At 56.9% G+C, this 21,389-nt stretch carries 15 protein-coding genes, 2 tRNA genes and 1 pseudogene; 10 read left to right on the top strand and 8 right to left on the bottom strand.

Features of this window, described 5'->3' with window-relative positions:
• Positions 1 to 3: 3 nt before the first annotated feature.
• Positions 4 to 1,632, bottom strand: coding sequence for an ArnT family glycosyltransferase (locus HMJ29_RS08020; RefSeq protein WP_171590985.1), 1,629 nt, complete (start codon positions 1,630 to 1,632; stop codon positions 4 to 6).
• A 92-nt stretch (positions 1,633 to 1,724) separates the two neighbouring features.
• On the opposite strand from HMJ29_RS08020, the gene HMJ29_RS08025 reads away from it, so the two are divergent.
• Positions 1,725 to 3,011 carry a hypothetical protein gene (locus HMJ29_RS08025; protein ID WP_171590986.1) on the top strand — a complete coding sequence of 429 codons (1,287 nt, stop codon included), beginning with the start codon at positions 1,725 to 1,727 and terminating at the stop codon, positions 3,009 to 3,011.
• Between the two features lie 63 nt (positions 3,012 to 3,074).
• Here the strand turns inward: HMJ29_RS08025 and HMJ29_RS08030 are convergent.
• Positions 3,075 to 3,149: transfer RNA gene (locus HMJ29_RS08030), tRNA-Val, on the bottom strand.
• A gap of 27 nt (positions 3,150 to 3,176) precedes the next feature.
• Positions 3,177 to 3,251: transfer RNA gene (locus HMJ29_RS08035), tRNA-Val, on the bottom strand.
• Between the two features lie 311 nt (positions 3,252 to 3,562).
• Here HMJ29_RS08035 and HMJ29_RS08040 point away from each other — a divergent pair.
• The 4 genes and pseudogenes from HMJ29_RS08040 (at position 3,563) to HMJ29_RS08050 (ending at position 6,122) form a co-directional block, all read left to right on the top strand.
• Positions 3,563 to 3,736 carry a hypothetical protein gene (locus tag HMJ29_RS08040; RefSeq protein ID WP_171590987.1) on the top strand — a complete coding sequence of 58 codons (174 nt, stop codon included), beginning with the start codon at positions 3,563 to 3,565 and terminating at the stop codon, positions 3,734 to 3,736.
• Positions 3,737 to 3,786: 50 nt separating this feature from the next.
• Positions 3,787 to 3,873, top strand: a pseudogene (locus tag HMJ29_RS20680) (TerB family tellurite resistance protein); the annotation flags it as partial.
• 3 nt (positions 3,874 to 3,876) lie between these two features.
• Complete coding sequence (locus HMJ29_RS20330) at positions 3,877 to 4,437, top strand: hypothetical protein (protein ID WP_253805671.1); 561 nt, start codon at positions 3,877 to 3,879, stop codon at positions 4,435 to 4,437.
• Positions 4,438 to 4,631: 194 nt separating this feature from the next.
• Positions 4,632 to 6,122: a DUF4139 domain-containing protein gene (locus HMJ29_RS08050; RefSeq protein WP_171590988.1), complete on the top strand. Its 1,491-nt coding sequence runs from the start codon at positions 4,632 to 4,634 to the stop codon at positions 6,120 to 6,122.
• Positions 6,123 to 6,130: 8 nt separating this feature from the next.
• Here HMJ29_RS08050 and HMJ29_RS08055 read toward each other — a convergent pair whose 3' ends face one another.
• Both HMJ29_RS08055 and HMJ29_RS08060 read right to left on the bottom strand, forming a co-directional pair.
• Positions 6,131 to 7,276 carry a mechanosensitive ion channel family protein gene (locus tag HMJ29_RS08055; protein WP_171590989.1) on the bottom strand — a complete coding sequence of 382 codons (1,146 nt, stop codon included), beginning with the start codon at positions 7,274 to 7,276 and terminating at the stop codon, positions 6,131 to 6,133.
• A gap of 115 nt (positions 7,277 to 7,391) precedes the next feature.
• Entirely contained in the window at positions 7,392 to 8,621 is a 1,230-nt protein-coding gene (locus HMJ29_RS08060; RefSeq protein ID WP_171590990.1) for a Glu/Leu/Phe/Val dehydrogenase dimerization domain-containing protein, read from the bottom strand.
• A gap of 233 nt (positions 8,622 to 8,854) precedes the next feature.
• On the opposite strand from HMJ29_RS08060, the gene HMJ29_RS08065 reads away from it, so the two are divergent.
• Positions 8,855 to 9,163, top strand: coding sequence for an ArsR/SmtB family transcription factor (locus HMJ29_RS08065; protein ID WP_088845163.1), 309 nt, complete (start codon positions 8,855 to 8,857; stop codon positions 9,161 to 9,163).
• A 142-nt stretch (positions 9,164 to 9,305) separates the two neighbouring features.
• On the opposite strand, the gene hemA is transcribed toward HMJ29_RS08065, so the two are convergent.
• Entirely contained in the window at positions 9,306 to 10,577 is a 1,272-nt protein-coding gene (gene hemA, locus HMJ29_RS08070; protein WP_171590991.1) for a glutamyl-tRNA reductase, read from the bottom strand.
• 298 nt (positions 10,578 to 10,875) lie between these two features.
• On the opposite strand from hemA, the gene HMJ29_RS08075 reads away from it, so the two are divergent.
• Together HMJ29_RS08075 and HMJ29_RS08080 are read left to right on the top strand one after the other, a co-directional pair.
• Entirely contained in the window at positions 10,876 to 12,057 is a 1,182-nt protein-coding gene (locus tag HMJ29_RS08075) for an ATP-binding protein (protein WP_171590992.1), read from the top strand.
• Positions 12,058 to 12,108: 51 nt separating this feature from the next.
• Positions 12,109 to 12,492 carry a DUF3592 domain-containing protein gene (locus HMJ29_RS08080; RefSeq protein ID WP_171590993.1) on the top strand — a complete coding sequence of 128 codons (384 nt, stop codon included), beginning with the start codon at positions 12,109 to 12,111 and terminating at the stop codon, positions 12,490 to 12,492.
• A 38-nt stretch (positions 12,493 to 12,530) separates the two neighbouring features.
• Here HMJ29_RS08080 and HMJ29_RS08085 read toward each other — a convergent pair whose 3' ends face one another.
• Entirely contained in the window at positions 12,531 to 13,640 is a 1,110-nt protein-coding gene (locus tag HMJ29_RS08085; protein ID WP_171590994.1) for a lipocalin-like domain-containing protein, read from the bottom strand.
• Positions 13,641 to 13,689: 49 nt separating this feature from the next.
• Positions 13,690 to 14,412, bottom strand: coding sequence for a carboxypeptidase-like regulatory domain-containing protein (locus HMJ29_RS08090; protein ID WP_171590995.1), 723 nt, complete (start codon positions 14,410 to 14,412; stop codon positions 13,690 to 13,692).
• 192 nt (positions 14,413 to 14,604) lie between these two features.
• Between HMJ29_RS08090 and HMJ29_RS08095 the strand changes: the two genes are divergently transcribed.
• Positions 14,605 to 16,374: an amino acid permease gene (locus HMJ29_RS08095; protein ID WP_171590996.1), complete on the top strand. Its 1,770-nt coding sequence runs from the start codon at positions 14,605 to 14,607 to the stop codon at positions 16,372 to 16,374.
• Positions 16,375 to 16,539: 165 nt separating this feature from the next.
• Positions 16,540 to 21,324: an anti-phage protein ProA gene (proA, locus tag HMJ29_RS08100; protein ID WP_171590997.1), complete on the top strand. Its 4,785-nt coding sequence runs from the start codon at positions 16,540 to 16,542 to the stop codon at positions 21,322 to 21,324.
• The last annotated feature ends 65 nt before the right edge of the window (positions 21,325 to 21,389 follow it).

Consider the following 21,389-nt stretch of genomic DNA (forward strand, 5'->3'; position numbering starts at 1 on the left):
TACTTAACGAAGCCGAAAGATGGATAAGATAGGGATGCCGTTTACCTGACGCTCATAAATGGGCAGGCCATAAGCGTTGTAGGGCCCCGGGTGCCACCGGTAAGTGGTTAAAAAATAAGTGGCCTGGTCGGGCGGCACCATACGTAGGCGGGCCCGTTCAGCCGGCGGCAGCAGCAGCTGCGCATTGTGCAACACCAGCCGGCTGCGGGCATCGGTGCCTACTGCTACCTGAGGGGCAGGGTCATGAGTCAGAATCCACTCAACACCTTCCCGGCCAGACAGAGCCCAGTAGTCGCGCTCAAACCAGCGCCCGGCCGCCGTGCCTGGCAGGCTGAAGTACATATTCTGGTACGGATGGTCTTGCACCATGCGGTAGGCCACACTGCTCAGGCTTAAGATAAACAGGCCTAGGCTAACCCAGCCCGCCATACGCCCGGTAGGGCTGCCCGCCGCCCGCCACCTGTGCCAGAGCATATGCAAGGCGCGCACAGCCAGCAGCAGAAAGGCCGGGTAAATGAAGTACAGGTGCCGCCACCCATCGTAAATCACAGAATTCAAAACAATAATGGCCAACACCGGCCCGAGGCACCACGCCACCAGCAGCAGATCTAGGCGGCCCGTAGTGGTGCTCATCCACAGCAATGGGCGCTGGGCAGCGGCCCACGCTACACTGGCAAGGCCCAGCACGAACAATACGGAGTAAGCTGGTGGGGTGGTGACGAGCAGCCAGACCGGCACATAGTGCCAAGGCAACTGCCGCACCGAAATCTCCTGGCCCAAATACACCGTCAGCATATCGGTGCGGTAGCGGCTAAAGCTCTGAAAGACCTCTAAAAAGTGGCCTATGGGGTTTTCCCAGAGGTAGGGCCACCCTACCACTACCACCAGAGCCGTGAACGGCAAGTATAGTACACCGGAGAGCAGAAGCTGGCGCCGCACGAGGGGGCGCTGCCAGAGCTCCAGGGCTCCAAACCCCAGTGTGAGGGGGAGTAGCAGCACACCCATGGTGCGTACATCGGTGGCAGCTCCGGTGGCCAATGCATGTAGCAAGGCGCGCTGCCAGGTAGGGTGCCGCAGCCACCGCACCAAGGTGTATATACCCAGCGCAAAGAACCCCATAAACACGGGGTCTTTGTAATTGTAGAAGGACTCCGCAAACAGGCGGGGCGAGAGTACGAGCAGTGCCGCCGTGAGCAGCCCCCAGTGCCAGCTGCCAAAGCGCCACGCTCCCAAACGGTACACTACCCAGGTGCCTGCCGCGCAGGTAAGCCAGATAACCAGGTGGCGCAGCAAGTACACGTCGCGGGAGTCTTCTACGTGCGCTACTTTCTCTAATATTACGAGCGGCAGTTGATAAAACACCCCGTGGTCAGTGTCCTGGCTGCCGTATAAGTCGGGTATTTCGGCGAAGGTGGGCTGCCGCTTGGCCAGTTCCGGAGCCAGCTGCATAGCCACGTACTTGGCATTGATGATCCCGTTGAGGCGGTCAATCTGCTCATCCCAGCCCACGCCATAGTCGCGGTATAGGCCTAGGCCTAGCAACAGTAAAAGCCCAAAAAAGCCTCCAACCCACCCACGGCGCAGCAAGGCGGGCGGGCGGGTACCAGAGGTGATAGGTTCTAGAGAGGGCATAAGGGAGACGCGGCAGGAAGGCTAAAGCCGAAAGTTTTCCAGATTAGGCGGCTAAATTCGGCAATTCATTTCCAAACCACTTGCTTAGGGTCGTGCTCCGTACCATTCCTCGTTTTGTTTGGCCGGTGGCCGTGTTACTCGTAGGCATCCGGCTGCTGCTGAATCTGCACCTGAACCCCGGCCTGGAGATGAACTACGATGAGCGCCGCAACGCCCGTATTGCCGATAACTACCTGGAGGGCCGCGGCTACGTCAGCCGCGACCCTGAGCGCAAGCAAGTGCGGCCAGATTCATTCCACGCCAGCTTTCCCGTGTTTGTGTACATCGGCTGGAGCAAAGCGGGCCTGCCACGGCACTACCTCACGTTTTTGGTGTACTTGGCAGCTGCGGGCTGCTACCTGCTGGGGGCGCTGTATGTGCAGCGCACTCTAGGCCACTTCGGCGCCGGGCAGGGACTTAGCTGGCTGGGGGCCGGGCTGTGGGCCCTGTCGCCGGGGGTGGTGTACTATGTAGGGGGCTTCTGGTGGTTTGAAAATCTTGCGCTGCCCCTGCTGATAGTAGTGGTATACAAACTGTTGCGCCTGTACGCCGGGCGGCCCCTGCAGTGGCCTAATGCGCTACTCATTGTAGCTGCGGTAGTGCTCTCCTGCCTGCTGCGGGGGTACTTGCTGGCCGTATACGCAATACTGTTTGCGGTATTTCTGGTGCTGATAATGCGCCGCCAAGAATACCATGCCCGGCGCATGGCCTGGGGACTGAGCCTAGGCCTATTGCTGGCACTGGTAGTAGCCCACGTTCCTACTCTGCTGAAAAACCACCACCAGTTTGGTGCCTGGACGCTGAGCAACCAAGCCGGGTTTGAATTGCTGCAAGGTCACAACTCCGTTACGCAGGGAAGGTTTATGTTCGATTGGGATGACCGCAAAGGCCCCTTCGACCAGTACGTGCGAGCTAATGTGCCACAACTTGATTCCCTTGATCAGTATGAGGAAAGCCGGGCCCGCGCCCGATTAGCCCGGCAGTGGGTGGCAGAGCACCCCGCTGAGGAAGTTCAGTTGTGGTGGCGTAAAACGGTCCTGTTCTTCTCGCCCGAGAACTTCATTGCTGATGCCATCCGGACCCCCTGGAGCCCCTTCACGGCGGTAGTACACCTGGCTTTCTTCGTGGCACTAGGTCTCACGCTTTTCCACTACAAGGGCCTGCGGTTTGAGTCGCGCGATGCCTTACTGCTCACGCCGCTGGTGGCCGTATGGCTGCTGAGCCTGGTATTTTTTGTGGGTTTCCGGTGGCGGTTCTTCGCCGAGCCCGCGCTGCTGTTATTTCCCCTGGTTACCTGGGTGCGGCTGCGGTTTGCCTTGGGCGCAAAGAAGTCTCAATAACACGCGGCTTGCCAATATGACAAAACGAAAAAAGGACAGCCGTTTCCGACTGTCCTTTTTGTGTGGGAGATACTGGGTTCGAACCAGTGACCCTCTGCTTGTAAGGCAGATGCTCTGAACCAGCTGAGCTAATCTCCCGTGGGGTGTGCGTACTGTAAAAAAAAGTGGGAGATACTGGGTTCGAACCAGTGACCCTCTGCTTGTAAGGCAGATGCTCTGAACCAGCTGAGCTAATCTCCCGTGGGCGTGTCCCGTTTGGGATGGCAAATATGGCAGGTCGATTTTTATTGCGCAACTCTTAGCCAGAAGATTCTGCAAGAAAAATTTCCTATACAGCCTCGTGCTGCAGCAAAACCCTACTAAACAGCTGGTTTGCGGATCAGAAAAAAATCATCAGCCACTGAAATTCATAGTAGGTAACCCTGGCGGTTTAAGCCGTATAAGCGCAGGTTGGTGCCAGCAGCCTCCCCAACAGCGGCAAGGCTTAACCTAAGCCTCTTACTTGGCGTTAAGCACCTCATATTCTTCCACCCCACTACGCTACCTCCCTCATGGCTGATACTCAACTTCTGCAAAACTACTCTGATCAAGAAAAAGCGGCCTACTTAAGCGTTATTGCTAGTTTGGCCTCTGCTGACCGTGAAGCATCTGCCGCCGAGGTAGAGTTTCTGCAGCAGCTGGCTCACCAAGCGGGTTTATCGGGGGCGCTACCCAACAGGTTATAGCCGCCGCTAAAGACTCTACCAATGAAACCATTAAGCAGAACCTGGATACACTGCGTTCCAGCGACCTGCGTTTTTCGCTCGTCACCGACCTCATCAGCTTTGCCCGCGCCGATGGTGCCTATTCCAACACGGAGGAGGAAATGGTGAATAAAATTTCATCTTATCTGGGCATCAACCAGCAGCAAACTCAGGCGCTGGAGCAAGTAGTAGACCAAGCCGCCACGGTGCCCCACGACCCCAATGACCCAGGTAAGCAAGGCTTCCTGAGTGGCATTACTGACAAGCTCAGCAACGTGGGTATTCCGAAGGGAGCCCTGATGGCGGGCTTGTTGGGTATTGTTGCGCCCATGGTACTATCTCGGGTGGCCGGTGGCCGCGGCGGCATGGGCGGCGGTATGATGGGCGGCAGCATGGGCGGGTTGCTCGGGGGCGCAGCTCAAAGCGGCATGGGTGGCCTACTGGGCGGTTTGCTCGGTGGTGGCCTCTTAGGCGGCCTGATGGGTGGCGGTCAGAGCCAAGCCGGCTACGGTAACTACCCGCAGCAAGGTTCACACGTGGGCAGCGGCGGCCTCGGTTCACTGATGTCTATTTTAGGTGGCCTGGGTGGGCAACCTAACTCGGCACCGCGTAGTGCAGGCGGTGGCGGGCTAATGGGCAGCGGCATGGGTGGCCTACTAGGCGGCCTGTTCGGCGGCCGCTAGGCCACTTGTTTACACGCAATAATAAGATAAAAAGAAGTCGGTGCTCTGTAAGGGTACCGACTTCTTTATTTAAAATAAGACCATTTGCTGTAGCTTTGAAGCTGATCTATTCAGAGAAATTCAGAATGAAAGCACAGTTATTAGGATTGGTATTATTTACTTTTTTAGGTAATAAAGTATTTGCTCAAGCTCCGGTGTTCACCACTACCCGGCCACCACTCACGGCCGTAACAGTTTACCTGAATGGGGCCGCTTTAGAGCATCAGACTCGTGTAGCACTGCCTGCGGGAACTAGCAAGCTAGTAGTAGAAAACCTATCTACTAAGATCAAACAAGAGACGCTTGAGGTACAGCTGGGTGATGCAGCTGAGCTAGTAGCTATTAGTGATAATGACGGATTGCCAGCCGTAGTTGGCATCCGAACGGCAGCCGATAGCCTTGCACGTGCGGAAACGGGCCTCCAGAAAGTGGAGGCAGAGTTAAAGGGATTAGAGGAAGAGAAGGCTTTCTTACAAGCAAACCGGATAGTGGCCGCGGGTACTCAGGCTAATTGGAGTGCCGAGGTGCAGAAAGGAGCTACGCTCATGCGCACCCGTCTTGCAGCCATTCATCTAGAAACGACTCAACTCCTAGCGCAACAAACGCAGTTGCAAGGGCAGGTAAAAGAACTGCGTCCGCGAGCGGCAGGTACAATTTCGGATGGCCGGATTGTGCTGCTGGTGCGGGCAGGGCGAGCCGTAACGGTGCCTCTAACGCTGCGCTATTATGTAAATACCCGTTTCCCGTGGCAGCCACGGCTAGATATCAGAGCTAACGATAGCGGCCGGGAAATACAGTTTATTTCCAATGGTATTCTGCGTAACCAGTCAGGTTTAGCCTGGCAGGCAGTACGTGTTACAATTGCCAGGCAAGCGCTGGCGGATGATGTAACTCGCCCGGCGCTAGAGCCCTGGCAGTTAGATTTTAACGGTGGCGACCATATTGGGGAAGGTAGAATTGACCAGTTTGTGGTGAAGGGAACCGCCAAAGGCAGCCCCGCTGAAGTTTCTCAGGGTACCCGGTATGAGGTTCCGGAGCCTATAACGCTGGCAGTAGGAGGCCGCCGAGAAATAGTCCTGCCCGCTTTGCGCCTGAGTGCCCGGCCAGAATACTTAGCGGTGCCGAAGGTGTCAGAGGAAGTAGTGTTACAAGCCAAAGTAACGGGCTGGGAGGGATTACATCTACCCGAAGAAGCGGACGTATATCACCAGGGGGGGTATGTAGGCACTACTGAGTTGAACAGCCGGGCCTACAACGATTCATTGGAAGTAGCTCTAGGCCATGATGATCTGCTGGTAGTTGGCCGAACTAAGCTGGAAGATTTCAGCGGGAAAGCAGGCCTTAGTGGTAAACGTCGCGTCCGCCTGACCTATGAGCTCAACGTCCGCAACCGCCACCCTGAAACAGTACGGCTGCGCCTGGTAGATCAGGTGCCTGTTTCAAGCGAGAAGGAAATTGAAGTAAAAGTCTTGGAAATTAGCGGAGCACAGCTTGATGAACGCACCGGTAAGCTCACCTGGATTTTGCCGCTTGCAGCGGGAGCCAGCCAACGTCTGCGGTTTAGCTTTCAGGTAGACTACCCGCAGGATAAAGAGGTGGAAATTATTCAGCACCGCCAGACCATAAAATCACCGAAGTTTCGGTAGAAACTGGCCTACAGCACGGGCGTAGTAACGCTGTTGAGGCTATCAAACCGGCCGCCAGTGCTAAGCTGCACTACAGTGTTGTTGATGCTGGCAAAAGTGCCACCGGCGTGTTCTACAGCCTCCACTAAGCAGTAGTTCAACTCCTCCTTCACCTGCAGGTATTCGTCGTAGCTAGTGGTTTCCACGAAATACTGCACGGTTACTTCCTTCGCGGCCGGGGTGAGGGCCGAAAACTGCATCTGTACCTCCGCTGTCACTAGTGGGTGCTCCTGCAGCAGGCGTTTGCCTTCCTTCACAATGTGGTGCAGCTGCTGACTGGTGGTAGTATGGCTCAGGGCCAGCGTAAAGCTTACGCGTCGGGCAGTACGCAGGGAGAGGTTATTCAGGGGCTTGTCAATCATCGCCTTATTGGGCACCGTCACATAGCTCTTCTCTGCGGTGCGTAGGCGGGTGCTCCGGAAGCCTACTTTCTCAACCGTGCCCGTTACGGCGCCAACTTCTACTAGGTCGCCCACGGCGAAGGGCCGGTCGAGGAAGATAGTGAAGGAGGCAATCAGGTTTTCCAGGCTTTCTTTAGCGGCAAATGCCACCGCCAAGCCTCCAATACCCAGGCCCCCGATAAGCGCGGTTACATTAACGCCAAACACTCGGCTCAGGAGCACCAGAAACGCCATAGTAAGTACCAGAACTTTCAACAAGTCCTTGGCGAAGGGAATCAATTGATTGTTAAGGCGAGAGGCATTGGTTTCGGCGCGGCGCTGAAACACCATCACCATAAAATCTACCAGCCGTAAGGCTATCCAGGCCATGCCCGTGATAAGGCCAACTTGATAGAGGCGAAACAGCGCCACCTTCGGCCAGGGCTCGTGGCGCGTAAGCTCAGAGCTGCGCACCGGGTAGTCAAGCACCTGAAAGGCAAGGTATATCGTCACGAAAAAGACGACGATAGACACCGGCCGAATAAGCAGCTCCTGAAATTGGGCCTCAGTTACACCCTCCGTCCGTTTACGAATAAAACGGAACACCAGCTTCGATAACAGCCGCGAAAGCAGCGTTTTAAAGACGTAACCAAACAGGAGAATACCGGCGCACGTCAGGTAGGCCCCAACATTGTTGCCGAGAAAGCGCAGATTCAGAAATTCCTGAAGATTCATGGGTAAGGGCATGAGGCTTGGAGCCTGAGGGCGTAGAGTCTAGGAGCCTAGTTGATGTGTTGCCCACGGGCATAATAACTAGCCAAACTCCTAGACTCTAAACCCCAAATTTCAACTACACCAATTGGCGCAACGCCATTTCGAACGACTTCTGCGCGATACCCGTGCGGGAGTCGCTCTGGTGGCGGGTACGCTCCAGCGCCGAGCGGATGATGCGGGAAGTATCCTGGAAGATGGCCTGGTCGGTGATTTCAGCGTTCGACTCCATCAGATAGGCAAATACCCGGGCCATGCCGCAGTTGGCAATAAAGTCGGGGATAACGCTGGTATGGTCATCGGCAAACTCGCCGGTGGGGCCAAAGAATATTTCGGGGTCCTGGAATGGCACGTTGGCGCCGCAGGAAATAACTTCTAGGCCACCTGCCACCAACTCGTCAACCTGACCGCGAGTAACTAAACGGGAAGCTGCGGCCGGAATGAAAATCTCAGCGCCCGAAGACCACACGCGTTGGTTGATTTCGTCGAAGGAAAGCAGGTTAGCGGCGGTCAGAGCATTGCCTTCGCGGTTGAGGAACAGCGCCCGAATTTCTTCCAGCGAGAAGCCCTCTTCTTTGAGCAGGCCACCCGCCCGATCAATAATGCCGGTAATACGGGCACCCTGAGTGGCCAGGTAGTAGGCTGCCGCGGCTCCCACGTTGCCCCAGCCCTGGATGATGGCCCGCTTGCCCGCTACGGAGCGGCCGCCCCACAGTTCATAGTAGTGGCGCACGGCTTCGGCCACGCCGTAGCCCGTAATCAGGTCGGCTACGGTGTACTTGCGGCTCAGGTCGGGAGAGAAGGTAGCATCTTCCAGCACTTTCACTACGCCCTGGCGCAACTGGCCTAGCTTCTGAATCTTCTGAGGTTCAGTAGCGTGGTAGTGCCCATTCACGATTCCCTCCTGCGGATGCCACAGGCCATAATCTTCAGTGATAGGAATTACGTCGTGAATCTCGTCTACGTTCAGGTCGCCGCCGGTGCCGTAGTAGTTCTTGAGCAGCGGAATAACGGCTCGGTACCAGCGCTCCAGCACGCCCCGCTTGCGGGGGTCCTGGGGGTCGAAGTTGATACCGGATTTGGCTCCCCCGATGGCCGGGCCCGAAACGGTAAACTTCACCTCCATGGTCTTGGCCAGGCTTTCTACTTCGCGCTTATCAAGGCCTTTGCGCATGCGCGTACCGCCCCCGGCTGCCCCGCCGCGTAAGGAGTTAATGACAACCCAGCCTTCGGCCTCGGTTTCAGAATCTTTCCACTCAAAAACGATTTCAGGACGTTTATTTTCAAATTTAGCCAGGAGTTCTTTCATGCGCTATGCAAGGTGGGGTGGGGAATAATGCCGCAAAGGTAAGCAGCCCTTCGCAAGCCGGTTCGTCCTTGAGCAATACCAGACCGTACAAAGAGTACGAGGTACAATATTCCTGCATTTGCAAATTATTTCGGGTGCCAATACGTTGATAAGGAACTTACATGCCCCTGAATATCGTATTACCGATATTCCTGAATACCCCTCTCCCGAACAACCACCGTTGTAACTTCTTTATGAAACCATTGCTTGCCCGCGTAGAATCAAAAAAGGTAGACAAGGCCGCCGCCATGCTGAAAGTGTTGGCTCATCCCAAGCGTTTAGCTATTGTAGACCTGCTCGGTAAAGAGGAGAAGATGACCGTTACGGAAATCTATCGTTCCCTCGATTTGCCCCAGGCTATTGCCTCTCAGCACCTCATCACTCTGAAAGACCGCGGCATTTTGTCGTCTTTCAAAGTGGGTACTAAAATTTACTACTCCCTCTCCATCCCAAAGCTGCTCGATGTAATCGACTCGCTTGAGGATTGCTGCGACTCCATGTAAGGGAGGAGACCTACGCCATGTTATAGGCGTGCGTCTGTGGGTTTTCAGCTAGCCTACACAACAAAGCCCGCCGGATGCTTATCCGGCGGGCTTTGTTGTGTTTATAGTACGTCTGGCGTTGTGAGGGCGCCGAATGACGGGCCTATGCCAGGTCGGGCTGGCGCTCCAGGTCAAAGAGGTCGGTGAGTACGTCGATGAGCTGGTCGGCCTCGCCGCGCTTGCAGGCAGCTTTAAGCTGTAGTACCGGCAGCTTGAGTACCTTCTGCATCAACGACTTCGTGATGTCGTCAACGCGGCGGGCTTCTTCGGGCGTCATCTTCTTCTGGAACCGATCCATTTCCTCGAGACGAATCTGCTCCAGGGCGTTCTTTAGTTTCTGAATGGTAGGCGACACCATCATCTCCTTGGTCCAGTCTTGCAAACCGGCCAGGCTTTCCTCAATGATAGCCCGCACCTGCGGCACGGCAGCCAGGCGGCGCTCTAGCGCGGCCGAGGCCTTGCTATGAATGGCGTCGATGTTGTAAACGAGCACGCCCGGTACATTCTCCACATCAGCCTCAATGCTACGGGGCACGGAAAGGTCAATAAAGAACTTATAATTCAATACATCCAGGCGCTCCACCATTTCAGTGGTGAAGAACGGCTCAGAGCGAGAGATGCTAGAAATGATAACGTCGGCCTCCTTCATGCCCGGCACCAAGTTCTCGAAGTCGAGCACCTTCAGGCCGCACTCTTCGGCCAGCGCCTCCGCCTTAGAGCGGGTGCGGTTGCAGATGGTCACGTCGGTGAAGAGCTTGCTGTCGCCGAGGTGGCGGCAAACGTCGGCGCCAATTTCGCCCAGACCTACTACTAGCACGCGGGGGTTAGCCACATCGCCGGTTAACTCTTCTACCAGCTCCAGCGCGGCGTATGAGGTAGAGGCAGCCCCATCACGGAATGAGGTTTCCTGCTGTACGCGCTTGTTGGTGAAGAAAACGGTATGCAGCACCCGGTGCAGGAACGGCCCCGCCGCATCCTCATCAGCCGACCACTGATAGGCCTGCTTTACCTGGTTGCTAATCTGGAGGTCACCAACAACCTGAGCATCAAGTCCCATCGCCACCTCAAAGAGGTGGCGCACGGCGCTAGTGTGCTCATCAAGAATATCGAAATAGGGGAAGTACTGGCTGATATCAGCCAATCCCTTGAGCTCACCCAAGGCCTCAATGATAGTGGGGCTTTGGTCGCGCTCTGCGGAGTAATAAACTTCCGTGCGGTTACAGGTGCTCAGCACAAGCAGGTCGGAGAGGCCTAGCTCGTGGTGGAGGGTATGCAGGAATCGGCGACAGGCAGCCTCGTCCAATGCAATCAGCTCCCGAATTTCTAGGGGAGCTTTTTTGAAGGAAAGACTAACGGCCTTGAATGGTTGGAGCATAGCTGGTGCTAGTGCGATAAACGGGAGGCAAAAATACGCTACAAATCACTAGTGTGAAACAGTTGATACTCAGCTAGGGTTCGAGGCGGGTACTATTCACGTTGAAAAGGCAGTTTAGACGGTTTAACAGGGTACTTTGACGATCCAAACTGATAAAAATCATTTTGCCAGTTTGGGAAGTATATCAGAAAAAGGCAAAAAATTAGGCTTCATCATAGATTTCAGCCAGTAAGGCAAGCCGTCCGTATCTTCGTTGCGGACGGTTGCCGTTCTGATTCTCTATTCCGCTCTCTCATCTGTGCTTCCGATCTACGACCAAAAATCCCGTATTAAGCTCGTCATTGTGGGCGTGGCTCTGCTGATTGGGGCCGCAACGGTTATCTACACCAACATTCTGGTGCAGCGCCTTTCTGAGCGGGAGCAAAAGCAGATTGACCTCTACGCCAAAACCCAGCGCTACCTGATTAACACCGAAGAGGAGTCAAACGTGTCGTTTCTGATGACGGAAATCATTGATGCCAACAACACAATTCCGGTGATTCTGGCCGACGGCGACAACAACATTGTGGATGCGCATAACGTGAACATTCCGAAGGGGCTAAGCGAGCAGGCTTCCATTGCCTACTTGCACCGGGAGATTGAAACGATGAAGCAGCAGCACCCACCCATCGTGATTGAAATAGGAGCGGGTCTTCGTAACTACTTATACTATAAAGAGTCGTCGTTGCTGACCCAGTTGCGGTACTATCCACTCGTACAACTAGCCATCATTGGTTGCTTGGGAGTTATAGCCTATTTCGCCTTCAGCTACTCGCGGCGTGCAGAGCAGAACCGGGTGTGGGTAGGCCTAGCCAAGGAAACCGCTCATCAGCTGGGCACCCCACTAAGCAGCCTGATGGCTTGGCAGAGCTACTTGAGTGAGTCGGAGCGCTTCCGGCACGAGCCCATTGTGGAGGAGTTGGGCAAGGACGTACGCCGCCTGCAGATTATCACGGAGCGCTTCAGCAACATCGGCTCCGTGCCGGTCCTCAACGACGAGAACATCCTGCGCGTAACCGAAAACGCTATTGCTTACCTGCAAAGCCGCGTGTCGAAGAAAGTAGTGTTCGAAATCAAGACTGACCTGCCCCGCGACACGCCCGCCAAGGTCAACATCCCGCTTTATGATTGGGTGATTGAAAACATCTGCAAGAACGCCGTAGACGCCATGGACGGCCGGGGCAGCATCACCATTCACCTGCGCCGTCCCGTCCGCAACAAGTCCCAGATTGCCATTGATATAACGGACACCGGCAAAGGCATCTCGAAGAGCAAGATGGAAAGTGTATTCTTGCCCGGCTACACTACCAAAAAGCGCGGTTGGGGCCTAGGCCTAGCGCTAGCCAAACGAATTATTGAGAACTACCACGAAGGCCGCCTCTTTGTGAAGTGGAGCGAGGTAGGCCGCGGCACTACGTTCCGCCTGATTTTGAATGGGTAAAACTTACCTAAAAGTTTTACATGTGTCTGAAATAGATATTAGCCTATAGCTATGGTATATATAGGAACTGGTGTGTTTGTCGCACTATTTGTTTGGTTAGCTTATCGGCTGACTTACTTGCAACTACACGGAATTCGAACAGTTGGCACTATTGTCGAGATAATACGCTCTGATTCAGGCGACGGCACGGTATATTATCTAATGGTAGCTTTTACCACAATTCAAGGGAAGTCAGTCAGAGCAAAAAGTCTCTACGGCGCTGAAGAAGTTGGCGACTATTTCCGGGTTGGCGAAAAAGTAGATATTCTGTATTCAGCTAAAAGACCTGAGGTTTTTGCTATTCAAGGATTTGATGTAAGCGGACTGTTTCTATTATTTCTGATGACAGCTTTCGTTGTAGCCGTGTCTTATTGGGGCTTCATAGAAAAAATATGAATTATGCTGCCTTCAGTTAAAAGAAGGTAAGGGCCTTCTTACTCCTTAGCCGTTACTTCCTCCGCTGCCTCACGGGCTTTCTTTACCTCTGCGCGGTTGGTGATTTCCACGTAGCTGTTGCCGGTTACTGGTTTGCCGTGGTGGGTGCCCTCTACACGACACATACCTTCCCAATAGTGCATTTTGATGCCGGCAAAGAGCTTTAGCGTTAATTCCTGATCAGGAATAAGGGGCGTGATGGTAAGATCGTAGCCCTGGGCGGGGATGCGCAGGCGCCACTTGCTGGGGTAACGCTGCTTGGAGTGGGGGCTGGTCCAGTAGGCCAGGGGCTCGAGCTCGAAGTCTTTTTGGTCGAGGTGGGTGTTCTGAGCTTGGGTGCCGTAGTGCGAGCCGCCGCCAATGTTCTGGCCAGTAGCTTTGTTGTAGAGCTGGTAGGCCATAATTTCCTCCCGGGGTTCATCGAGCTGAATGCTGAACCAATCCCAACCAATGTCTTTGGTGGTGACGCTGTTGCAGTTCCACTGGCGGTCATACCACAGCTCTCCTTCTACCTGGCGCTCTTTGCCGTTGATTTCAATAGTGCCGGTGGCCGTCATGCGCGGGTAGCTGTAGTAGCCGGCCTGCGCCACGGGGCCGTACTTCTCGTAGCCCGTGCCACCATGCAAGAGCACCGGTTTAGCAGGTGTGGTAGTAAGGTTGATGGCGTGACCTTTGTGCGCGGCCATGCGAGCCTGCAGATGGTAGCTACCCTCCTGGCCAGTCAGCGTCCAGCGCTGAGCCTGTTTTTGGGTGGCTAGGTTGATAGGCAGGCTTTCGGGCAGGAGCTGAGGTAGGCGCTCTACTTTATAGTCATAGCGAAATTCCTGGGTTTTGGGGTCGGAGATGGCGAAGTTGACCATCTGCCAGTCCTTTTTGCCGGTCAGGTTGAAGTGGAAGAACACGTACTCCACCCCGAACACCTCGCCGGTAACTTTATCGCGCAGGTGGCCGGTGAAGTACCACCACTCCAGGGAGTTTTGCTTGTGCACGGCTTCCTCCAGGGGCAGTTGAGCCCGCTCGTTGAAGACGTCGTACTTATTGGTAGGCTTGAGGGCGCAGCCGGCGGCTGCAAACAGCAGAATCAGAAAGGCCAGAATACTATGCTTCATACCCCGGAATAAGGCTTTTCTAGGGCAAAAGGTTTGCTAGGCCACTAGCTTAGAGCTGCCGAAAGGGCCGGGTGAGGCGGTACCAAAGGCTGCGGGGCGAGTACCAACTTTCAAACTCTCCCTTGACATCTGCGTCCAAAGAAAGATGGAGTGGTTCTTCAGGATTGGCTATTACTTCCTTGGTGACAAAGCCAACACTGTGAATAGAAAGCAGAATGGGGCCCAATTGCCCGGCAGGCAGAAGTAGCTCAAACGTTCCATCACTATTCGTGGAGGTACCCACGGTTGTACCTTTGAGCAGCACCGTTACGCCGGGTAGCGCGGTGGCCGAGGAGTGGTCAAGGATACGGCCGCGCACCATAAGTGGCGGAAGTGACAGAGTCGGGGTTGAGAAAGCCGGCTGAGCCACCATGCCTAAGGTAATACTTCGTTGTATCCGGACGGGGGGTGCCTGTTGAGCAACTGCTATGGGTGCTGCGGCTGCGCCTAGGCCTATCAACGCTACCAGCGCCATCCAGCGCCCACGCCACATTGTATCTGACGCCGGTGCTACTATCCCCAACGTCCGGTTCAATTGATCAGCCCGAAAACGTCCGCAACTTTTACCCGCCGACTGCCCTAGAAAGGCTACAATCTCGGCATCTGTCATGCGGGTAAAATCAACTACTACTTTATCACAGGCAGCGCAGTGGCGGCCCTGGGCGGCGGGCGTCATCGTCTGCCAGTTCTCGTGGCAGGGCTTCGGAATAGAGAGGGTAGAGCGAGTAGGCATACAGCAGCGGGTTGGTTTTGCTGTGTTGATGCTACGCTAGGCCACTTTCCATAAGGGCGGAGAAATTTCTTCGAAAAAAGGAAGAAAGCCTACAGGTTTACCCCTTGGTTAAGAGGGCCGTTACACCTAGCGGCGTGCAGCCCCACGCATTATTCTGTATCTTTTGCCCCCTTAACCTCTCACATCAGCCCCTTGTCTACACCTCTTCCGCCCTCGCGCCTCAGCGGCCTGTTTCGCCGCAAAAGCCTCGACGATATTCTGCACAACCCACCCGCCGACGCCGAAGGCCACAGCCATGGTGGCCTAGAGCGTCACCTCACCGTCCGCGACCTGACTTCGCTGGGCATTGCGGCCGTAATTGGGGCCGGTATCTTCAGCACCATTGGCAACGCCTCACACGACGGTGGGCCGGCCGTGTCGCTGCTGTTTGTATTTACGGCTATTGCCTGCGCCTTCTCGGCCCTGTGCTACGCGCAGTTTGCGGCTACCATCCCAGTAAGCGGCTCGGCCTATACCTATGCCTATGCCTCCTTCGGGGAGCTGGCCGCCTGGATTATCGGCTGGGCCCTGATTATGGAGTATGCGGTGGGCAACATTGTGGTAGCCATATCCTGGTCAGATTACTTTACCGGCTTACTACAAGGTATAGGAGTTAACGTACCCATCTGGCTAACCATGGGGATGCAAAGTGCTCATAAACACTACAATGAAGTGCTGGAGCTGATGCAGTCGGGTAAGCCGCTGGCCGACGCCTCGGCGGCGCAGCTGGAAGGCTACCGGGCCTGGAGCGCGGCTCCGGAGCTGCCGGGTGGCCTACGCCTCGTCCTCGACCTGCCCGCTGGCCTCATTACCCTGGCCATTACGGCGCTGGTGTACGTGGGCATCAAGGAATCTAAAAATGCCTCTAACCTGCTGGTTGCCCTGAAGTTAGTGGTGGTGGCCGTGGTAATTTTGGTAGGTGCCTTCTACGTGCAGCCCGAAAACTGGAGCCCTTTCGCCCCAAACGGCATTGGCGGGGTACTCAAAGGAGTATCGGCAGTGTTCTTCGCGTACATCGGTTTCGATGCTATTTCGACCACGGCGGAAGAGTGTAAAAATCCCCAGCGTGACCTGCCCCGGGCTATGATTTACGCCCTCATCATCTGCACCATTCTCTACGTGATTATCACGCTGGTACTCACGGGCATGGTGAACTACAAGGAGCTGGCCGTCGGCGACCCCCTGGCCTACGTATTCAATAAAGTAGGGGTGAAGTGGCTGGGCGGCGTGGTAGCCGTGTCGGCGGTGCTGGCCATGGCCTCGGTGCTGCTGGTGTTCCAGATTGGGCAGCCCCGCATCTGGATGACCATGTCGCGCGACGGATTGCTGCCCCCCGTATTCTCGCGGGTGCACCCCAAGTTTCACACACCCTCGTTCAGCACCATCGTCACGGGCTTCTTTGTAGGCGTGCCGGCCATGCTGCTGAATATGGACCTGGTAATCGACCTGACGAGTATCGGTACTCTGTTTGCGTTTGCGCTGGTGTGCGGCGGTATTCTGATTATTGACCCGCTAGGCCAGTCGAATGCCCGGTTTAAGGTGCCCTACATCAATGGGCAGTTTCTGGTGCCACTGGTGCTGATAGTGGGTGCCGTGCTGCTGTTCCTCTATAATCAGGCGGGTATTCAGGAATTTCAGCAGGCGCTAAGCAGCGGCTACGAGGAAGGCCGCCACTACATCCCGATGCTGGTGTTCTTTGGGTTTTGCTTTTTGCTGGCGTGGCTGTCGTTCCGCAAGCGTCTTTCGCTGCTGCCGGTGCTGGGCTTGCTCACCAACCTCTACCTCATGACCCAGCTCGGCATCAACAACTGGCTGTTGTTCTTTGGCTGGCTGATTATCGGGCTGGCGCTGTACTTCAACTACGGCTTCAAAAACAGCAAGCTGGGGTTACGACTAGCGCCAAACGGCGCCCGTCTAAGCTAGCCTAGGCCCTGCTCAGCAAGTCGCTTTGCCTACCCAAACGCCCCGGTTGCTAATCAAGTAGCCGGGGCGTTTGGTGTTGCGACCAAGGCGGTTGAAAGTTGTTCCGCGAAGCTCATGGCTGTAACTTGAATGCTCTGCTGCTGTATCCCTCCCTCGGCAATTCTTATGGACTCAGATTCTTCGGTTTTTCCTGCTACCCCTACGCAATCCACTACCATTTCCCTTGCTGCCCGCCTGGAGGCCTCCCGTCAGGAGCTGCTAGACCTGGGTCTGCGTAATCCGCTGCTTAACTTTCGGCTTTCCAAAGCCCAGGGCGTGGCCGTAGTGCAGGAAGACGCTGCGCTGGTATATGAGGTGCTGGTGAGCCAGGGGAAAACTATGTACTTCCAGGCCGCCCCGGAGCCTCGTAAGAATATACTTTCTGCTACTACTGAACCGCTTGGTGAATCCGCCGCGGAAGAAGCCGCTGCCGTTACGCCGCTGCCGGAGATTACCGCGGAGGAGCGCCAGGCCTTGCTTACCGATAATAAGCTGCAAACCGCTGAGCCGCTGGTTAAGCTGGAGAGCCGCTTGCTCAACACCTATTACACCGCCCGAACCAGCCTGGAAGAGCAGGGCGTGAACATTCTATACCTGGCACTGGGCATGCTGACCTGGTACGAGGCCGAGAGCAGCGAGGAGGCTCGCCAAGCGCCGCTGGTGCTGGTACCCGTACTGCTGGAGCGTGGCACCGCAGCCGAGCGGTTTAAGCTACGCTACACCGGAGCCGAAATTGAGAGTAACCTGTCCTTGCAAACCAAGCTGAAGGCTGGCTTTGGGGTGGTGCTGCCGCCGCTGGAGGAGGAAACGGCGCTGCCCGACTACTATGCCGCCGTGGGCGCTGGCGTGGCCGGGTTTCCGCGCTGGCAGGTAGAGCCCAACCGCATTGCGCTGGGCTTCTTCTCCTTCGGTAAGTTCATGCTTTACCGCGACCTGGACCCTGCCACCTGGCCTGGAGGTGCCACTCTGCTCGACCATCCGGCCATTGAGGCACTCCTGGGCACGGCCACCGGTTTCCACGACGCGGCCCCCACGGTGAGCGACACCGCCTTTCTCGACAACGAAAGCACCGCCCACGAGCTGCACCAAGTACTGGATGCCGACAGCTCCCAACTGCTGGCGCTGCTGGCGGTGCAGGAAGGACGTAACCTGGTAGTGCAGGGCCCGCCCGGCACCGGGAAGTCGCAGACCATTGCCAACCTGCTGGCGGAAGCCATTGGGGCAGGCAAGAAGGTGTTGTTTGTAGCAGAAAAGATGGCCGCTTTGGAGGTGGTAAAGCGCCGCTTAGATGCCCTGGGCCTGGGCGCGGCCTGCCTGGAGCTACATAGCCACAAGGCCAACAAAAAAGCCCTGCACGACGAGCTGCGCCAGACCCTAAGCCTGGGTCGCCCCGCTGCCGTGGCCAACGTGGAGGACCAGATGGCCCAGCTGCCCCGCTACCGCCAAGCCCTCAACGACTACGCTTTGGCTGTGAATGCGCCCATCGGCCGCAGCCGCCGCACCGCCCAGCAGGTTGCCGGTGAACTATTGCGCCTGGCCGACGAGCGCGGCCCAACGGAGCTGCCGCGTATTGCGTTTTCTGACCTAACCAACTGGACTGATGCCGCCGCTGCCCACACCGAGGCCCTGGCCGCCCGCCTGCAGGCAACGTTGCAGAAACTAGGCTCGCCCAAAGAGTTGCTGTTTTGGGGCAGTGAGCTAACGGTGCTGCTGCCCGCCGAGCAAGCGGCGCTAGCTGCCCGGCTCGACGCAGCGCAGGCCGCTGTGGCCAGCTTGCAGGCCGCGGCTCAAGCTCTGGCAGAACAACTCGGGTTGCCTGTTCCCGAGGAGCGTACGGCGGCTGAGCAGCTTTTACCGGCTGCCCGCCACGCCCAGCTGGCGCCACCTCTGCCTGGAGCGGCCGTAGCAGATGTAGCCTGGCTCCAGCAAGCCAGCCATATTCAAGAAGGTTTAGCGGCCGGACTAGCCTACAAAGCCCTCCGCCAGCAACACGAGGCTACCTTATTGCCCGAAGCCTGGGACCAGCAGCTGCTCATGGAGCGCGCGGCCCTGCTTGCCGCCGGCGACAAGTGGTGGAACTTCCTCAGCGGTGAATACCGGCGGGCCCGCAAGCGCCTTCAGAGCTTCTGGCGTGGCCCGTTACCCAAAGAGTCAAGCGGAATAATCACGGTCATCGATGCTATTCATGAAGCTGCCCGCTACGCTAAAGCCATAACAGAAATAAGTGGCCTAGGTCAGCAGCTCTTTGGGGTGAGCTGGCAGGGAGAACGTTCCGACTGGCCTACGCTGCTCAAAACGCAGGCGTATTTAACTCTCACGCATCAGCGGATTGCTCGCGGTGAGTTGCCGGGCGCTTTACTGGCCTATCTGCAAGGCGAAACTAACCCTGGTGAGATAGTAGAGCCACTGGCAGCTCTAGAAACTGCCCTAGTACTGCACAGAACAACTGTGCAGGCTGTAGCCGATGCGCTGCAGCTTAATGAAATGCGCCGCTTTGGGCCGGCGGGTCGGTTGCAGTTTCAGCCGTTTGAAACTCAGCAGCGCATTTTAGCCGCCTGGGCTGCCGACGTACCCGCCTTGCGCCTGACTACCGAGTGGAACAACGTAGCCGCAGCCGTGCAAACTGAGCAGCTGCCGGAGCTTCTGCTGCTGGCCGAAAGCTGGCCCCATGCCCCACGGTTACTGGCTGCAGCCGTGCGCCAAACCTGGCTTGAGCACCTGCAGCGCCAAGCCTACAAGCAGCACCCCGCCCTCCGGCAATTTGAGCGGGCCAGCCACGAGGAAACCGCCGCCCGCTTCCGTCAGGCCGATCAGGACTCGCTCTACCACAACCGCATTCGGGCCCTGCGCCAGCATTATGAAGGTTTGCCGCACCCGCAGGCGGGTGGGCAAATGCTCTTGCTACGCAATGAATTTGCTAAAAAGACTCGCCATTTGCCCCTGCGCAAGCTTATGCAGCAAGCCGGGCGAGCCGTGCAGGCTATTAAGCCGGTGTTCATGATGTCACCGCTGTCGGTAGCCAATTATCTGCCCCCGGGAGCAGTGGAGTTTGATTTGGTGGTGTTCGACGAAGCTTCGCAGGTGAAGCCCGTAGACGCGCTGGGGGCTATTGCGCGGGGTAAGCAGTTGGTAGTAGTCGGCGACTCTAAACAGCTGCCGCCCACATCCTTTTTCGACTCACTGACTGGTAGCGGGGAAGAAGCCGACGAGGAAAATGTGACGGCTGACATCCAGAGTATTCTGGAGCTGTGCAAAGCCCGCCAGATGCCCGAGCGGATGTTGCGCTGGCACTACCGGAGCCTACACCAGTCGCTGATTGCGGCCTCCAACCACCTGTCTTACGAAGACAAACTGGTAATTTTTCCTAGTCCGGGCGGGCAAGGACAGCTGGGGTTGGTGTATCATCACTTGCCCACTACGCACTATGAGCGGGGTACCACGCGCACAAACCCGCTGGAGGCGCAGGCCGTGGCAGAAGCCGTGTTGCACCACGCCCGCACTACGCCGCGCCTCACGTTGGGTGTAGTAGCCTTCAGTACGGCGCAGCGCCAGGCCATTCAGGACGCCCTGGAAAAGCTGCGCCGCCAGCACCCCGAAACCGAGGCCTTTTTTAACCGCCACCCCCACGAGCCCTTCTTCATCAAGAACCTGGAAAACGTGCAGGGTGATGAGCGCGACGTTATCCTGATTAGCGTAGGCTACGGGCGTACCAAAGAGGGCTACCTGACCATGAGCTTCGGGCCTTTGAATGGGGAAGGGGGTGAACGGCGGCTGAACGTGCTTATCACCAGGGCCAAGCAGCGCTGCGAGGTATTCACCAACCTCACCGCCGATGATCTGGACCTTACGCGTACCCGCGCTAAGGGCGTGGCCGCGCTCAAGACCTTCCTGAACTTCGCTCAGCACGGGCGCCTGAACCAGAACGAAGAAACCGGCCGCGAAATGGAGTCGCCGTTTGAGGAAGCGGTGTACCGGGCCCTCACCGCCCATGGCTATACCGTGCGCCCCCAAATCGGCAGCCAGGGCTTTTACATTGATTTAGCGGTAGTAGACCCCGATCAGCCCGGCCGCTACGTGCTGGGTATTGAGTGCGACGGGGCCATGTACCACTCGGCCCGCTCGGCCCGCGACCGGGACCGGCTGCGCCAGCAGGTGCTGGAGGCCGTGGGCTGGCGCCTGCACCGCATCTGGAGCACCGACTGGTTTCGGGATCCACAGCGCGAAACGGAACGCGTGGTGCAGGCCATCGAAGAAGCCCGCCGCCGCGCCGCCCAGGATGACTCCGACGAGCCAGAAGAAACCGAAGCAGCACTGGAAGCCACCGGTGCCAGTATTGAGCGCGAAGAGCTTTCCGCCACCCAAACCATGGCCGAGCCCTACCAAGTGGCGCAGCTACCGGCCGCCGTAGGCCACCGCGAGCTGCACCAGCACAGCCTAGGCCAGTTAGCCAACTGGCTCACCCAGATAGTTCGGATAGAAAGCCCGATTCATCTCGACGAAGCCACCCGCCGCTTGGCCCAAGCCAGCGGTGCCACCCAAGTTGGAGCCCGCATGCGTAAAGCCGGCCGCGATGCGGCGCTGCTGGCTACTAACCTGCGCCACCTGCGCCAGCAGGGCGACTTCCTCTGGGACATCAGCATGCAGCAACCGCCCCTGCGCGACCGAAGCAACCTGCCCGCCATTTCGCGCAAGCTACCCTTTGTAGCCCCCGAGGAGCTGGCTCGCGCCCTGCGCACCGTAGTAGAGCAAAGCTTCGCCCTACCCCGCGAGGCGGTGTTTCTGCCCACCGTCCGCCTGCTGGGCTTCAGCCGCCTCTCCGACGATATGCGCCAACAGCTAGAACCTGCCCTTACTGGCCTATTGGAACGAGGTGAGATTGAAGAAGTAAACGGCATTCTGCGCCCGATCTAACCCAAAACAGCTCAGCGCCCTCTGCGAAATCCTCTGCGCACCTCTGCGGGAACCCTTACCAGAAC

This window comes from Hymenobacter taeanensis, from assembly GCF_013137895.1.
Taxonomy (GTDB): Bacteria; Bacteroidota; Bacteroidia; order Cytophagales; family Hymenobacteraceae; genus Hymenobacter; species Hymenobacter taeanensis.

What these genes read in the sequence shown, in the direction of transcription:
- HMJ29_RS08020 (WP_171590985.1), bottom strand. Translation starts at nt 1,632, where the DNA reads ATGCCCTCTCTAGAACCTATCACCTCTGGTACCCGCCCGCCCGCCTTG.
- HMJ29_RS08040 (WP_171590987.1), top strand. Translation starts at nt 3,563, where the DNA reads ATGGCTGATACTCAACTTCTGCAAAACTACTCTGATCAAGAAAAAGCG.
- HMJ29_RS20330 (WP_253805671.1), top strand. Translation starts at nt 3,877, where the DNA reads ATGGTGAATAAAATTTCATCTTATCTGGGCATCAACCAGCAGCAAACT.
- HMJ29_RS08055 (WP_171590989.1), bottom strand. Translation starts at nt 7,276, where the DNA reads ATGAATCTTCAGGAATTTCTGAATCTGCGCTTTCTCGGCAACAATGTT.
- HMJ29_RS08060 (WP_171590990.1), bottom strand. Translation starts at nt 8,621, where the DNA reads ATGAAAGAACTCCTGGCTAAATTTGAAAATAAACGTCCTGAAATCGTT.
- HMJ29_RS08065 (WP_088845163.1), top strand. Translation starts at nt 8,855, where the DNA reads ATGAAACCATTGCTTGCCCGCGTAGAATCAAAAAAGGTAGACAAGGCC.
- hemA (WP_171590991.1), bottom strand. Translation starts at nt 10,577, where the DNA reads ATGCTCCAACCATTCAAGGCCGTTAGTCTTTCCTTCAAAAAAGCTCCC.
- HMJ29_RS08080 (WP_171590993.1), top strand. Translation starts at nt 12,109, where the DNA reads ATGGTATATATAGGAACTGGTGTGTTTGTCGCACTATTTGTTTGGTTA.
- HMJ29_RS08085 (WP_171590994.1), bottom strand. Translation starts at nt 13,640, where the DNA reads ATGAAGCATAGTATTCTGGCCTTTCTGATTCTGCTGTTTGCAGCCGCC.
- HMJ29_RS08090 (WP_171590995.1), bottom strand. Translation starts at nt 14,412, where the DNA reads ATGCCTACTCGCTCTACCCTCTCTATTCCGAAGCCCTGCCACGAGAAC.
- proA (WP_171590997.1), top strand. Translation starts at nt 16,540, where the DNA reads ATGGACTCAGATTCTTCGGTTTTTCCTGCTACCCCTACGCAATCCACT.